The sequence below is a fragment of the Streptomyces sp. NPDC087787 genome, assembly GCF_044743035.1.
Classification (GTDB): Bacteria; Actinomycetota; Actinomycetes; order Streptomycetales; family Streptomycetaceae; genus Streptomyces.
On sequence record NZ_JBIUVQ010000007.1, the window covers coordinates 40413 to 55209 of the forward strand.

General features: G+C 72.0%; 9 protein-coding genes and 1 pseudogene. 1 reads left to right on the forward strand and 9 read right to left on the reverse strand.

The window, feature by feature from the left end; translation table 11 throughout:
* Positions 1-858 precede the first annotated feature (858 nt).
* From ACIOWN_RS13155 to ACIOWN_RS13195, 9 genes and pseudogenes are all read right to left on the reverse strand, one after another.
* Positions 859-4014, reverse strand: coding sequence for a ThuA domain-containing protein (locus ACIOWN_RS13155; RefSeq protein ID WP_401982186.1), 3156 nt, complete (start codon positions 4012-4014; stop codon positions 859-861).
* A 345-nt stretch (positions 4015-4359) separates the two neighbouring features.
* Positions 4360-5361 carry a sugar phosphate isomerase/epimerase family protein gene (locus tag ACIOWN_RS13160; protein ID WP_362353718.1) on the reverse strand — a complete coding sequence of 334 codons (1002 nt, stop codon included), beginning with the start codon at positions 5359-5361 and terminating at the stop codon, positions 4360-4362.
* Between the two features lie 12 nt (positions 5362-5373).
* Complete coding sequence (locus ACIOWN_RS13165) at positions 5374-6594, reverse strand: Gfo/Idh/MocA family protein (protein ID WP_401982189.1); 1221 nt, start codon at positions 6592-6594, stop codon at positions 5374-5376.
* A 79-nt stretch (positions 6595-6673) separates the two neighbouring features.
* Complete coding sequence (locus ACIOWN_RS13170) at positions 6674-7714, reverse strand: substrate-binding domain-containing protein (RefSeq protein ID WP_362353714.1); 1041 nt, start codon at positions 7712-7714, stop codon at positions 6674-6676.
* Positions 7715-7846: 132 nt separating this feature from the next.
* A complete protein-coding gene (locus ACIOWN_RS13175) occupies positions 7847-8893 on the reverse strand; it encodes an ABC transporter permease (RefSeq protein WP_362353713.1) in 1047 nt (348 codons plus the stop codon).
* Positions 8890-10446, reverse strand: a complete 1557-nt coding sequence (locus ACIOWN_RS13180; RefSeq protein ID WP_362353711.1) for a sugar ABC transporter ATP-binding protein — start codon at positions 10444-10446, stop codon at positions 8890-8892. The genes ACIOWN_RS13175 and ACIOWN_RS13180 overlap by 4 nt, the downstream gene beginning before the upstream one ends.
* Positions 10447-10617: 171 nt before the next feature.
* A complete protein-coding gene (locus ACIOWN_RS13185; RefSeq protein WP_362353709.1) occupies positions 10618-11799 on the reverse strand; it encodes an ROK family transcriptional regulator in 1182 nt (393 codons plus the stop codon).
* 453 nt (positions 11800-12252) lie between these two features.
* Positions 12253-12671 (reverse strand): annotated as a pseudogene (locus ACIOWN_RS13190) (GntR family transcriptional regulator); the annotation flags it as partial.
* 43 nt (positions 12672-12714) lie between these two features.
* A complete protein-coding gene (locus ACIOWN_RS13195; protein WP_362353707.1) occupies positions 12715-13662 on the reverse strand; it encodes a beta-ketoacyl-ACP synthase III in 948 nt (315 codons plus the stop codon).
* 222 nt (positions 13663-13884) lie between these two features.
* Here ACIOWN_RS13195 and fdhD point away from each other — a divergent pair, with 222 nt between their 5' ends.
* Positions 13885-14772 carry a formate dehydrogenase accessory sulfurtransferase FdhD gene (fdhD, locus tag ACIOWN_RS13200; RefSeq protein WP_362353705.1) on the forward strand — a complete coding sequence of 296 codons (888 nt, stop codon included), beginning with the start codon at positions 13885-13887 and terminating at the stop codon, positions 14770-14772.
* Positions 14773-14797: the final 25 nt, after the last annotated feature.

The window sequence follows — 14797 nt, forward strand, 5'->3', positions numbered from 1 at the left end:
AGGCCGGACCGGACCCGAGGCCGGACCGGACCCGAGGCCGGACCGGACCCGAGGCCGGACCGGACCCGAGGCCGGACCGGACCCGAGGCCGGACCGGACCCGAGGCCGGACCGAGCCCGAGGCCGGACCGGACCCGAGGCCGGACCGGGCCTGGCACCCGGAACCAGCAGCGGAACTGGAGCCCGGACCGAGGTCCGAGACCGGGATCTGATGCCGGCGCCGGATTTCCGGCCGGGCACGGCCCCGGCTTGGTCCGGACCGAAGACCGGAACCCGGACCTGCCGGCCCAGGCCCAGATCCCCAGCGGGCCACGGCCCAGGCCCAAGCCAAGGACCAAGCCGAGGACCAAGCTCGGGACCGGATCCAGGACCGGCCCCCGGCCGGGGACGAGGCAAGCCTGGCCCGGATCGAGCACCGGCCGCCGGGCCGAAACCGAGACCGGAATCGGGCTCCGGCACCGGCACCAGGTCCCAGTCCGGCCCTCGGCCGGAGCCGGGATCCGGCCCGGACCGGGACTCGGCCTGGACCGGGTCGCCGGGACTCGGCCCAGACCGGGCCTGGGCCGGAGCCAGGACCCGACCTGGACCGGGACTCGGCCTGGACCAGGACTGAGCCTGGACCGGGCTTCGGCCGGGACCGAATCGCCGGGCCTTGGTCGGGCCGGGCCTTGGCCGGGCCTCGGCCTGGGCCAGGACCCGACCTGGACCGGGACGCCGGGTCGAGCCAGGTGCCGGGGGCGGAGCCGCAGGCCCCCGTCGAGGGGCCTGCGGGCCCCCGGCCCGTGGGTGGGGGCGGCGGGCGGGAGTCCGGCGTCTCTCGCCCGCCGCCGATTCGGGCGCCCTGGGCGGGCGGCGGCGGTCAGGCCTTGCGCGGCTTGCAGTCCGCCTTCTCCTGGCCGGTGACGTACTTCAGGCCACCGAGCAGATGACTGCGGAATCCGTCCTCGGCGTAGGACTCCTTGGTGTGGCCGAGGCCGGTGTAGAAGGAGCGCCCGCCCTGGTAGGCCTGGCACCAGGCGATCGGGTGGTCGCCGTTCATCGTGCCGCCCCGGTACGTGCTCTCGTCCAGGGTGGCCAGTACCCGGGCGTGGTCACGCGGGTTGGAGCGGTAGTTGTACCACTCGTCCGTGCGGTCCCACGCGTCGTCGAGGCCCTTGGTGGCCGGGTGGTCGTGCTCGGGCACCCGGACCGTGGCCTGCTGGATCTGCGGATGCGACTCGAAGTACGCGCCGACCAGGCCGCCGTAGAACGGCCACTCGTACTCGGTGTCGGCCGCCGCGTGGATGCCCATGTAACCGCCGCCGCCGGCGATGTACTTCTCGAACGCCTTCTTCTGGTCGGCGTTCAGCACGGTGCCGGTGGTGGAGAGGAAGACGACGGCGTCGTAGCGGGCGAGGTTGGCGGTGGTGAACTGCTGCGCCTCCTCCGTGGAGTCGACGGTGATGCCGCTCTGCCCGCCGAGGTCCTTCAGGGCCCGCACGCCGGTCTCGATGGAGTCGTGCCGGAAGCCGGCCGTCTTGGAGAAGACCAGGACGCGCTTGTCGTTCTTCGCGGGCTTCTTGTCGGAGATCACGAAGTCGTCGACGTCGAAGAGCGCTCCGTCACCGCCCTTGAAGACCAGGTACAACTCGGTGGTCTTCTTCGGCAGCTTGCCGAGCGGGATGTCGATGTCCTGGAAGGTCTCCCAGCCGCCGGTCACCGGGACGACCCCGGAGCCGTGCAGGGTTCCGTTCGGACCTCCGGTGCGGACCTCCAGGTACCCGCCGGCACCGCCGGAGGACACCCGCGCGGTGAGCGTCCGGGCACCGCTCAGGTTGTACGGCTTGAACGAGATCCAGTCACCGTTGTCGATGTCGCCGACGGTCCTGCCGCCGTGCGCCTCGGTCTTGTCGTAGGTGCGGATGCCGCTCTGGTCGCTGAAGTGCTCGGCCTGCCGGTGGCGGGGCTGGAGCACGATCCGCGCGTGGGTGGTCAGCGCTTCCTGGCCACCGCCGCCGTTGTCGGTGTACTCGGCGTCCAGGACGCCGAAGATGTTGGCGTTGGGGTCGTGCTCGCCGTCGGCCGGCACGGCGAGGGTGCCCTGGCAGCCGTTGGCCGAGGTGATCGGGTGGCCGTGGCTGTCGTGTCCGAGGATGTAGCGGACGGTGACCTTGGAGCAGTCGATCTTCCTGTCCTCGGCGTCGGTGACCTTCACCTTGAACGGGATGGTGTCACCGAACTCGAACAGGGCGCCGTCCGCCGGGGTCTCGAAGGTGACGACGGGCGCGGTGTTGCCGACGACCACGTGGACGTTGGCGGTGGCGGTGTAGCCGGTCGGGTCCGTCACGGTGACGGTGGCCGTGTACGTGCCGTTGGTGCGGTACGTGTGCTGGGGCGACTGACCGGTGCCGGTGGTCCCGTCACCGAAGTCCCAGCCGTAGGTGAGCGCGTCGCCGTCGGCGTCCTTGCCGGTCGCGGAGAAGGACACCTTCAGGGGTGCCTTGCCCGACGTCCTGTCCGACGTGGCGGTCACGGTCGGCGCGTGGCCGTTGGTGACGTTCTCGATGCGGTACAGCGCGGAGTTCTCGTCGCCGCCGAACCAGGACAGTCCGTAGTCCAGGACGTAGAGGGCGCCGTCCGGGCCGAAGGCCATGTCCATCACCTGGGTGCCGGACCAGGGGAAGGGGTTGATGGACTTGACGGTGCCGTTGTCGTCCTGCTCGATCCGCTTGATCCACCGGCGGCCGAACTCACCGGCGAAGAAGTCCCCGTCGTAGGCCTCGGGGAACTTGGCGGGCGATTTCAGGTCGGGGTCGTAGCGGTAGACCGGGCCGCCCATCGGGGACTCGGAGCCGTTGCCGAACTCGGGGATGGAGCCGCCGTCGTAGTCGATCCAGGCCGGCTGGGCCGGCGGGAGGTCGACCAGGCCGGTGTTGTTCGGGGAGGTGTTCTTCGGCGCCGAGCAGTCGAAGGCCGCACCGGACTGCTTGGTGGCGAAGTCGTACTTGATGTACGCCTCGTTCTTGCCGACGCAGTAGGGCCAGCCGTAGTTGCCGGGCTTGGTCACGCGGTTGAACTCGACCATCCCGGAGGGACCGCGGTTGGGGTTCGCGGCGCCGGCGTCCGGCCCGTACTCGCCTATGTAGATGGTGCCGGTGGGCTTGTCGATGCTGAACCGGAACGGGTTGCGGAAGCCCATCGCGTAGATCTCGGGACGGGTCTTCGGGGTGCCCGGGGCGAAGAGGTTGCCCTCGGGGATGTCGTAGGAGCCGTCCGGCTTGACCTTGATCCGCAGGATCTTGCCCCGCAGGTCGTTGGTGTTGCCCGAGGTGCGCTGGGCGTCGAACGCCGGGTTCCGGGTCGACCGCTCGTCGATGGGCGTGTAGCCGTCGGACGAGAAGGGGTTGGAGTCGTCGCCGGTCGACAGGTAGAGGTTGCCGTCCTTGTCGAAGTCGATGTCGCCGCCGACGTGGCAGCACATGCCGCGGGACGTCTTGACCTCGAGGACGTTCTTCTCGCTGGACACGTCCAGCGTGCCGTCCTGCTTCAGCACGAAGCGGGAGAGCCGGTTGACGCCGTCGAAGGGCGCGAAGTCGGCGGCGGTGCCGTTCTCGGGGGCGTCGCCGGGCGGGGTGTTCAGCGGCGGCGCGTAATAGAGGTAGACGAAGCGGTTCTCGGCGAAGTCGGGGTCGATCCCGATGCCCTGGAGCCCCTCCTCGTCATGGTTGTAGACGGCCAGCTTGCCGGCCACGGACGTGTTGCCCTGAGCGTCGGTCAGCCGCAGCGTGCCGTCGCGGGAGGTGTGCAGGACGCTGCGGTCCGGGAGCACGGCCAGCGACATCGGCTCGCCGACCTCGGGGGCGCCCTTGGCGAGGGTGACCTGCTGGAAGTCCTCGGCGGCCGCCGCGGCCGGTCTGTCGGCACCGGGGCCGTGGGCGCTCGCCGGCGGCGCGGCGAGCGCGAGGGAGCTGCCCGCGAGGAGTGAGCCGGTGAGAAGAGCGAGTGCCTTGCGGAATCTGGGACGTTTCCTGTGCACGAAGATCCCTCCGGGAGGGTGGGGGTCGTACGGGGCGGTTGCGATGCGCCGGGGTGCGCCGTCACCCCGGAGATGTGCGGACCTGTACAACTCCGGGACCGTAGCTGGCTTTGTCGGAGTCGGGTAGTCCTTGCGCAGAAGAGAAGTTGCTCTTTTTCCAGTGTGAGGACAAAGCGGGCCCGGGGCAGCGGGGCGCACCCCGCGCCCCAAAGGGGCGCGGGGCTGTGTCGACATGCGGCTCCGCCGCGTGGGCGCGACCAGCCACAGCGCACCCGCGGCCGCCTGCGGACACGCGCCAAAACGGCGCTCCGCGCCCCGCCGAACCGGCGGAGCCGACCGGCGGAGCTACTCCCGGCCGAAGGCCGCGTCGAACGACGCGCTCGGCGGGTCGAAGTCGAACGCCTTGAGGTGCCGCAGCGCCTCGGGGGCGCCCTGGAGCCGGTCCATGCCGGCGTCCTCCCACTCCACCGACACGGGGCCGGTGTAGTCGATGGACCGCAGCATCCGGAAGACGTCCTCCCACGGCACGTCACCGTGCCCGGCGGAGACGAAGTCCCAGCCGCGCCGGGGGTCGCCCCACGGCAGGTGGGAGCCGAGGCGGCCGTTGCGCCCGTCGAGGCGCTTGCGGGCCTCCTTGCAGTCCACGTGGTAGATCCGGTCCCGGAAGTCCCACAGGAAGCCGACGGGGTCGAGGTCCTGCCAGACGAAGTGGCTCGGGTCGAAGTTCAGCCCGAACGCGGGCCGGTTGTCCACCGCGTCCAGGGCCTGCCGGGTGGTCCAGTAGTCGTACGCGATCTCACCGGGGTGCACTTCGTGCGCGAAGCGGACGCCCTCGGCGTCGAACACGTCGAGGATCGGGTTCCAGCGCTCGGCGAAGTCCTGGTAGCCGCGTTCGATCATGCCCGGCGGCACCGGCGGGAACATGGCGACCAGATGCCAGATCGAGGAGCCGGTGAAGCCGATGACGGTGTCGACGCCGAACGCGGCCGCCGCCCGCGCCGTGTCCTTCAACTCCGCGGCGGCCCGCTGCCGTACGCCCTCGGGTTCCCCGTCGCCCCAGATGCGGGCGGGCAGGATGCCCCGGTGGCGCTCGTCGATGGGGTGGTCGCAGACTCCCTGGCCGACCAGGTGGTTGGAGATCGCCCAGCACTTGAGGCCGTACTTGTCGAGCAGCGCGCGCCGCCCGTCGAGATAGGCGGGATCGGCCAGCGCCTTGTCGACCTCGAAGTGGTCGCCCCAGCAGGCAAGTTCGAGTCCGTCGTAGCCGAAGTCCCGGGCCAGCCGGCAGACCTCCTCCAGCGGGAGGTCGGCCCACTGGCCGGTGAAGAGGGTGAACGAACGTGGCATGACCGGGCCTCCCTAGACCGGGACGGGCGTGTAGAGGGAATTCTTCGCCGCGCTCTCCTCGACGGCGGCCAGGACGCGCTGGACCTGGAGCCCGTCGGCGAAGGACGGTTCGGGCGCGGTGCCCGCGGCGATCGCGAGCACCAGGTCGCGGGCCTGGTGGACGAAGCTGTGCTCGTAGCCGAGGCCGTGGCCCGGCGGCCACCAGGCCGCGAGGTAGGGGTGGTCGGGTTCGGTGACGAGGATCCGCCGGAAGCCGGCGCTCACCCCGGGTTCGGTGTGGTCGTGGTACGAGAGCTCGTTGAGCCGTTCCAGGTCGAACGCGAGCGAGCCGTGGGACCCGTTGAGCTCGATGCGCAGCGCGTTCTTGCGGCCGGAGGCGAACCGGGTCGCCTCGAAGGAGGCGAGCGCGCCCGAGCCGAACCGGGCGGTGAACAGGGCCGCGTCGTCGACGGTGACCTCCCCCAGGCCGCTGCCGCCGACGCCGCTGAGACCGGCCGCCGCCCCGGCCGGCAACGGGCGCTGCCGGACGAAGGTCTCGGTGACCGCGGACACCCCGGCGATCGCCTCGCCCACGAGGTACTGGGCGAGGTCGACGATGTGGGCGCCCAGGTCGCCGAGGGCGCCGGAGCCCGCCGCGTCCTTGCGCAGCCGCCAGGTCAGCGGGAACTCGGGGTCGACGAGCCAGTCCTGGAGGTAACTGACGCGTACGTGCCGCAGGGTGCCGAGGCGGCCCTCGGCGACCATGCGCCGCGCCAGGGCGGTCGCGGGCAGCCGCCGGTAGTTGAAGCCGACCATGGCGACCTGGCCGCGGGCCCGCGCCCGCTCGGCCGCCTCGGTCATCGCCCGCGCCTCCTCGACCGAGTTGGCGAGGGGTTTCTCGCACAGCACGTGCTTGCCCGCCTCCAGGGCGGCCACGGCGATCTCCGCATGGCTGTCGCCGGGGGTGCAGATGTCGATGAGGTCGACGTCGTCGCGGGCGATCAGAGCGCGCCAGTCGGTCTCGGTGTCGGCCCAGCCGAGCCGGGCGGCCGCGCCCCGCACGGCCGCCCCGTCACGCCCGGCGACGACGGCCAGTACGGGCCGGTGCGGCAGGTCGAAGACGCGGCCCACGGTGCGCCAGCCCTGGGAGTGGGCGGCGCCCATGAAGGCGTAGCCGACCATGCCGACACGCAGCGGAGGCTTCCCGGCCGCGGGCTCGCTCTCGGCCTGCTCCGACTGTCCCTTCAGGCCCATACCGATAACTCCTTCTCGTCAACGTTCGCAGCGGCGTTCTGGACGCCGTGATTGCGAGGTGGGGGGTTGGCGGCGTCCATCACTTGAAGCCGGTGGGCATGTACTGGTCCACGTTGGTCTTGTCGACCACGGCGGAGTACAGGGTGATGGACGCCGGGATCTCGAACTCCGCCATGCCGGACACGCCCTTGCCCTGGCCCAGCGCGCGGGCCAGGTCGATCGCGGACGCGGCCATCGTGGGCGGATACAGCACGGTGGCCTTCAGGACACCCTTGTCCTGCTTGATCTGTTCGAACGCGGAGAGCGCGCCGGCGCCGCCGACCATGAAGAACTCGTCGCGGCCGGCCTGCTCGATGGCGCGCAGCGCGCCGACGCCCTGGTCGTCGTCGTGGTTCCACAGCGCGTCGATGTGCTTCTGCGCCTGGAGGAGCTGGGACATCTTCGACTGGCCGGACTCGACGGTGAACTCGGCCGCCTGGCGCGCCACTTTGGTGATGTTGGGGTAGTTCTTCAGCGCGTCGTCGAAGCCCTGGGTGCGCTGCTTGGTCAGCTCCAGGTTGTCCAGGCCGGCGAGTTCGACGACCTTCGCGTTCGCCTTGCCCTTGAGCCGCTCGCCGATGTACTGCCCGGCGTTGAAGCCCATCCCGTAGTTGTCGCCGCCGATCCAGCAGCGGTACGCCTGCGGGGAGTTGAAGACCCGGTCGAGGTTGACGACGGGGATGCCCGCGCGCATCGCCTTCAGCCCGACCTGGGTGAGTGCCTTGCCGTCGGCGGGCAGGATCACCAGGACGTCGACCTTCTTGTTGATGAGGGTCTCGATCTGCCCGATCTGCGCGGCGGTGTCGTTGGAGCCCTCGGTGATCTCCAGGGTGACGTCGGAGTACTTCTTGGCGCGGCTCTTGGCGTTCTCGTTGATCGCGTTGAGCCAGCCGTGGTCGGCCTGCGGGCCGGCGAAGCCGATGGTGACGGCCTTGCCGGGCTGGTCGTCGGCGGCGGGCTGGTCGTTCGCCGCGGGCTTGTCGTTCTTGGGCTCGTTGCTGGTGCAGGCGGCGAGGAAGGCGGTGGCGCCGACGGCGGCGCCGCCGAAGAGCAGGCCTCTGCGGCTCGGTGTCTGGGGCATGGCGATGGCCTTTCCGGTGAGGGCCGTACGGAGCGGGCGGCTCGGCTGGGCTACGGGGTGGAGGCGGTGCGCCGCTGGGCTAGTGCCGCGGCAGGTGACGTCTGGACGGGGCGAACGTCGCCTGTCGCGGCACTAGGTGGTCGAGGCGGTGCGCCGCTGGACGAGGACGGCGGCGACGATGATGGCGCCCTTGGCGATCTGCTGGACGTCGCTCTGGAGGTTGTTCAGGGCGAAGATGTTGCTGATCGTGATGAAGATCAGGACGCCGAGGACGGAGCCGACGATGGTGCCCCGGCCGCCGCTCAGCAGGGTCCCGCCGATGATCGCCGCGGCGATGGCGTCGAGTTCGTACAGGTTGCCGTTGGTGTTCTGGCCGGAGCCGGCCAGGACGATCAGCAGGAAGGCCGCGATGCCGCAGCACAGCCCGGACAGCAGGTAGAGGTAGAGGCGCTGGCGGCGCACGTCGATGCCCGCGAGGCGGGCCGCCTCCGGGTTGCCGCCGACGGCGACGGTGCGGCGCCCGAAGGTGGTGCGGTTCAGCACGAGCCAGCCGATGACGGTGACCGCGGCGAAGACGAGGACCAGCGGCGGCACGCCGAGGACGTAGGAGTCGCGGTTGCCGAGGCTCAGGATGCCGTCGATGGTGACGATCTGGGTCTTGCCGCCGGTGATCTGCAGGGCGAGACCGCGTGCGGAGGCGAGCATGGCGAGGGTGGCGATGAACGGGACCATGCCGCCGTACGCGATGAGGACGCCGTTGACGAGTCCGCAGCCGACACCGACGAGCACCGCGGTGAACAGCACGCCCACGAAGCCGTACTCCTGGGTGGCCACGGTGGTGGCCCACACGGAGGCGAGGCCGACGATCGCGCCGACGGACAGGTCGATGCCGCCGCTCATGATGACGAAGGTCATCCCGACGGTGACGACGCCGATGATGGACGCCTGGGTGAGCACCAGTTGCAGGTTGCGGGTGTCCAGGAACTGGTCGGGTTTGGTGATGCCGCCGATGAGGACGAGGGCGGCGAGCACACCGAGCAGCGACAGGGTGCGCACGTCGGCGCGCGCCCACAGGACGCGCAGCGGACCGGCGTCGCGCTTCGGGGCGTCCGCGCGGGCGGCGGGCGGCGGCCCGGCGTCGGGTCCGCCGTGCTGGGCCGGGGTGGCGGGCTGCGTCATGACGTCACGCTCCCTTCCTCGGTTACGGACTGCGTGGACACGGGGGTTCCTTCCATGGCCAGGTCGAGTACGCGGTGTTCGTCCAGTTCCCGGGCGGGTGCCGTGTGGACGACGAGCCCCTCGCGGAGCACCAGGACGCGGTCGGCGAGGCCGAGGACCTCGGGTATCTCGCTGGAGACCAGCAGCACCGCCAGGCCCTCGTCGGCGAGTCGGCGCACCACCGCGTACAGCTCGGCGCGGGCGCCGACGTCGACACCGCGGGTGGGTTCGTCCAGGAGCAGGACGCGGCAGCCGCGCAGCAGCCAGCGGGCGAGGACCGCCTTCTGCTGGTTGCCGCCGGAGAGGGTGCGCACCGGCGTGTCGGGGTTGTCGGGGCGCAGGGAGAGTTCGCGGGTGGCCTGCCGGGCGGCGTTCCGTTCCGCGCGGCGGTCGAGCCAGCCGCCGCGGGCGAAGCGGGACAGGGTGGAGACGCTGACGTTGCGGGTGACGGACTCCAGCATCAGCAGGCCCTGGGCCTTGCGTTCCTCGGGGGCGAGCCCGAGTCCGGCGCGGACGGCGGAGCGCACGCTGCCGGGGCGCAGTGGTGTGCCGTCGACGAGGACGCGGCCGGCGCTGGGTCTGCGGGCGCCGTAGACGGTCTCCAGGATCTCGGAGCGGCCGGAGCCGACGAGTCCGGCGAGGCCGACGATCTCGCCGGGCCGCACTTCGAGGTCGAGGGGGGCGAACTCGCCGTCGCGGGCGAGCCCTTCGACGGTGAGGACGGGCGGGAGGTGATGGGTGTCGGCCGGCGGGCGCGGCGGGAAGACGTACTCGACGTTGCGGCCCGTCATCAGGGAGACGATCTCGCGGGTCGGGGTGGACTCGGCGGGCAGTCCGCCGGCGACCGCGCGGCCGTCCTTGAGGACGGTGACCCGGTCGCCGATGCGGCGGATCTCCTCCAGGCGGTGGGAGATGTAGACGACGGCGACGCCGGCGGCGGTGAGGTCGCCGACGATGCGGAAGAGGTTGTCGACCTCGTCCGGATCGAGGGCGGCCGACGGTTCGTCCATGACGATGAGCCGGACGTCGTGGGAGAGGGCCCGGGCCATGGAGACGACCTGCTGCTGGGCGGCGGAGAGGTCGCCGACGAGCCGGCCCGGGTCGATCTCGGGGTGGCCGAGCCGCTTGAGGAGGACGGTGGTGGCGGAGCGGGCCTCGCGGCCGCGGACGACGAATCCGGCGGTGGTGGGTTCGTGGCCGAGGAAGACGTTCTCGGCGACGGACAGGTGTCCCACCAGGTCGAGTTCCTGGTAGATGGTGGCGATGCCCAGGCTCATGGCGGCGATCGGGGACTTCAGGGTGGTGGGCTCGCCCCGCCAGACGATCGTCCCGTCGTCGGGCTGGTGGGCCCCGGCGAGGACCTTGATGAGGGTGGACTTCCCGGCGCCGTTCTGGCCGAGCAGGCAGTGCACCTCTCCGGCCTGTACCTCCAGGTCGACTCCGTCCAGGGCGCGGACTCCGGGGAACGACTTGGTGATGCCGGACATGCTGAGCAGGGGTGGTTCTGGAGCCATGGTGGTTCCCCTCGGCGGATACGGCCGGTCTCAGGGCAGGGCTGACGTACGCGTGGCTGGTGTACGGGGCGGGCTGGTGTACTCGGGACGTACCGGTGGTGGTGCCGTGCTGTGTGCGGGTGGTGCGGGGCGTACCGGTGGTGCGAGGTGGTGCCAGGTGGTGCGCGCCGGTCAGGCCGGCGAGAACAGGTGGTCGCTGATGAGCCGGGCCGCGCCGATGACTCCGGCGGCGGGCCCCAACTCGCCCAGGACGATGGGCAGGTTGCCGGTCGCCAGGGGCAGCGACTGGCGGTAGACCTGGGTGCGGATCGCGGCGAGCAGGGTGTGGCCGAGGCCGGTGACCCCGCCGCCGATCACCACGAGACCGGGGTTGAAGAAGGAGACGAGTCCGGCGATCACCTGGCCGGTGCGGGTGCCGCCCTCCCTGATCAGGCCGAGGGAGGTGGCGTCGCCCGCGGCGGCCGCGGCGGCCACGTCGACGCCGGTGAGCGCGCCGTTCGCCGCCAGCCGGGTCGCGAGTTCGGCCGACAGGCCCTGCTGGGCCGCCTCCAGCGCGTCCCGGGCCAGGGCGGCGCCGCTGAAGTGGGCCTCCAGGCAGCCCTGGTTGCCGCAGACGCACGGGCGTCCGCCGGGCACGGCCTGGATGTGCCCGATGTCGCCCGCGCTGCCGGTCGTACCGCGGTGGACCTCGCCGCCGACGACGATGCCGCAGCCGATGCCGGTGCCGATCTTGACGCAGAGGAAGTCGCCCACGGAGCGGGCGACGCCCGCGTGCTGCTCCCCCATCGCCATGAGGTTCACGTCGTTGTCGACCATGACCGGGCAGCCGAGTTCCTGGCTGAGCGCCTCCCGTACGGGGAAGCCGTCCCAGCCCGGCATGATCGGGGGTGCCACGGGGACGCCCTGGGGGAAGCGGACGGGACCGGGGACGCCGATGCCGGCGCCGTCGTAGCCCTCCGCGAGCCCCGAGGCCCGCAACTTCGCGGCCATGGCGAGGACCTGCTCGAAGACCGCGACGGGTCCCTCGCGCACGTCCAGCGGCTGGTTGAGGTGCCCGAGCACTTCCAGTTCCGCGTTGGTGACCGCGACGTCGACCGAGGTCGCGCCGATGTCGACGCCCAGGAAGCGCAGTTCGGGGGCGAGGCGGACGTTGTGGGAGCGGCGGCCGCCGCGCGAGGCGGCGAGTCCGTCGGCGACGACCAGTCCCGTCTCCAGGAGCCGGTCCACCTCCACGGCCAGCTTCGAGCGGGACAGCTCGACGCGGTCGCCGAGCTGTGCCCGGGAGCTGGGTCCCCCATCACGCAACAGCTTCAGCAGCCGGGCCTGATGGGTGTTGGCGGGTCGTGCCGTCATACGTCTCACGTGCCCCTCCCCGCCTCAATTCGGCCTGCGCACACGGTAATTCCGGCCACCTGGCCGCCTGCTTGAGAGAGGAACGTAGCAGCGACTGCCGGAACTGGGAAGAAGTTGCGCATGGATTGCCGCCAACTTTTCCCACGAACAGGACAAAGTCGGGGATGCCGAGCGAGGACCCCGACCCGGGTCCTCGCGGGAATCAGGCTCCGTGTGCTCGGGCGTCCGGCGGGTGGCGCGCCGTTCCGTCCCGGTCCGCCATCTCCTCGATGAACGCGCGGTGCTCAATCCAGGACCGGCGCCCGCGCTGCCGGCGGCACCGGGCTCCGAACCACCGGACCAACGGGCCACCGGACCAACGGGCCACCGGACCAACGGACCACCGGACCACCGGACCACCGGACCACCGGACCACCGGACCACCGGACCACCGGGCCACCGGGCCACCGGGCCACCGGGCCACCGGGCCACCGGGCCACCGGAGGTGCGATACCAGCGCACCCGCCGGTCGACCCGGGACGCGAGCTCGGCATGCACCGCGTTGCCGGCCGGCCCGACGACCCTGGCGTGGAAGCGGGCGACGCGTCCCGGTCCGCTTAGGCGGCCGCGTGGCGGGCCGCCTCGGCCTGCGGGACCACGCGCGCGCTGAGGAGCCGGCCGGCCTCCTGCTCCGCCGGCTCGTGCACGAAGGCGCCCTGGGCGGACCGCGGATAGAACCGCCCCTCGGCGTTCAGGCGCTGGAGCGCCCGGCGCACCGGCTGCCGGGAGACGCCGAGGTGTCCGGCGAGTGTGTGGTCTCGACGGAGTGCCGGCCCGGCTGGAGGGCGCGGATGGTGATGAGCTCCAGCCGGATCACGGACGCGCTCACGCAGCGGGCCGGGGCGCTCGAGCGTCCCCGACCCCGACGTCCGCCGCTCAGGGGCAGCGCACGACCTGCCCGGCGTAGGAGAGATTGCCGCCGAAGCCGAACAGCAGCACCGGGTCGCCGGTGGTCACCTCGCCCCGCTCGATGAGCTTGGACAGCGCCAGCGGGATGCTCGCGGCCGAGGTGTTGCCGGACACGCTGACGTCGCGGGCGACCACGGCGTTGACGGCTCCCAGCTTCGCGGCGAGCGGCTCGATGATGCGCAGGTTGGCCTGGTGCAGGACGACCGCGGCGAGCTGCTCGGGCGCGAGTCCGGCCCGCTCGCAGGCCTGCCGGGCCAGCGGCGGCAACTGCGTGGTGGCCCACCGGTAGACGCTCTGCCCCTCCTGCGCGAACCGCGGGGGCGTGCCCTCGATCCGCACCGCGTGCCCCATCTCGGGCACCGAGCCCCACAGCACCGGCCCGATCCCGGGCTCCTCGCCCGGCCGGCAGGCCTCGACCACGGCGGCCCCGGCGCCGTCACCGACGAGCACGCAGGTCGTGCGGTCGGTCCAGTCGGTCACGTCGGACATCTTGTCGGCGCCGATGACCAGGGCGCGGGTCGCGGCGCCCGCACGCACGGTGTGGTCGGCGGTGGCCAGGGCGTGGGTGAAGCCCGCGCACACGACGTTGAGGTCCATCGCGGCCGGCCGCGGCACGCCGAGCCGGGCGGCGACACGGGCGGCGGTGTTCGGGGAGCGGTCCGTGGCCGTGGAGGTGGCGACCAGCACGAGGTCGATGTCGCCGGGCGTGAGCCCGGCCGCCGCGAGCGCCTTGGCGGCGGCGTGCGCGGCGAGCTCGTCGACCGGCTCGTCGGGCCCGGCGATGTGCCGGGTCCGGATGCCCACCCGGCTCCTGATCCACTCGTCGCTGGTCGCCACGATGCCCTCCAGGTCCTCGTTGGTGAGCACCTTGGCGGGCTGGTAGTGACCGACGGCGGTGATGCGTGAGCCGTTCATGGGTGATCCCCCTCGTGACCGTGGACAGCGGGAATTCCCCAGTCTGATCAGTGACTCACGGGTAAGGCGGCAGGTGAAGCCACAGGATTGACGGGCCCCGCTTGTCGGCTTCCGTCAGACGGGGGCTGCCCTCACCATCCGGGGCCGCCGCACGTGCAGGACAATTGACGCCGTCGGGGCCGCTTCGGCCGAAGAGCGCAGAGAACCGAGGCTGATCAGGACATGGGACGAGTCACGGAACGACGCAAGGTGATCCGCATCCGGGACGGAGCCGTCTCGTCCCGCCCCGACACACTGGTGGCCGAGGAGCCGCTGGAGATCCGGCTGAACGGCAAGCCGCTCGCGATCACCATGCGCACACCGGGTGACGACTTCGCGCTGGCGGCCGGTTTCCTGGTGAGCGAGGGCGTGCTGGGCGCCGCGTCCGACCTGCTGAACATCGTGTACTGCGCGGGCGCGACGGGTGGGGGTCCCTCCCTGCTCGAGCGAAGCCGAGAGCTTGGGGGAGGCTCGAACACCTACAACGTGGTGGATGTGCGGACCGCGCCGGACGTCGTCCTGCCCGACATCACCCTCGAACGCAATGTGTACACGACCTCGTCGTGCGGCCTGTGCGGCAAGGCGAGTCTGGACGCGGTCCGTACGACGGCCCGCTGGCCGATCTCCGACGCGCCCCCGCTGCGGGTCGGGCCCGAACTGCTGGCGGCCCTGCCCGACCGGCTGCGCGCCGCCCAGCGCGTCTTCGACCGCACCGGGGGGCTGCACGCGGCGGCCCTGTTCGACGAGGACGGCGGGCTGCTGGACATACGGGAGGACGTGGGCCGGCACAACGCGGTCGACAAGCTGGTCGGCCGCGCCCTGCAGCAGGGCGGCCTGCCGCTGTCCCGCAGCATCCTGCTGGTCTCCGGCCGCGCGTCCTTCGAACTGGCGCAGAAGGCCGTCATGGCGGGCATCCCCGTCCTGGCGGCCGTCTCCGCGCCGTCGTCCCTCGCGGTGGACCTGGCCGCGGAGACGGGACTGACGCTGGTCGGCTTCCTGCGGGGCAGCTCGATGAACGTGTACGCGGGCGAGAAGCGGATCACCCTGCGGGAAGCGTCCGCCCACGGCTGACCCGCGCGGGGCCGTCGCAGCCGAA

Coding starts and splice junctions, on each gene's coding strand:
- ACIOWN_RS13175 (WP_362353713.1), bottom strand. CDS start 8,893: ATGACGCAGCCCGCCACCCCGGCCCAGCACGGCGGACCCGACGCCGGG.
- ACIOWN_RS13180 (WP_362353711.1), bottom strand. CDS start 10,446: ATGGCTCCAGAACCACCCCTGCTCAGCATGTCCGGCATCACCAAGTCG.
- fdhD (WP_362353705.1), top strand. CDS start 13,885: ATGGGACGAGTCACGGAACGACGCAAGGTGATCCGCATCCGGGACGGA.
- ACIOWN_RS13170 (WP_362353714.1), bottom strand. CDS start 7,714: ATGCCCCAGACACCGAGCCGCAGAGGCCTGCTCTTCGGCGGCGCCGCC.
- ACIOWN_RS13165 (WP_401982189.1), bottom strand. CDS start 6,594: ATGGGCCTGAAGGGACAGTCGGAGCAGGCCGAGAGCGAGCCCGCGGCC.
- ACIOWN_RS13195 (WP_362353707.1), bottom strand. CDS start 13,662: ATGAACGGCTCACGCATCACCGCCGTCGGTCACTACCAGCCCGCCAAG.
- ACIOWN_RS13185 (WP_362353709.1), bottom strand. CDS start 11,799: ATGACGGCACGACCCGCCAACACCCATCAGGCCCGGCTGCTGAAGCTG.
- ACIOWN_RS13160 (WP_362353718.1), bottom strand. CDS start 5,361: ATGCCACGTTCGTTCACCCTCTTCACCGGCCAGTGGGCCGACCTCCCG.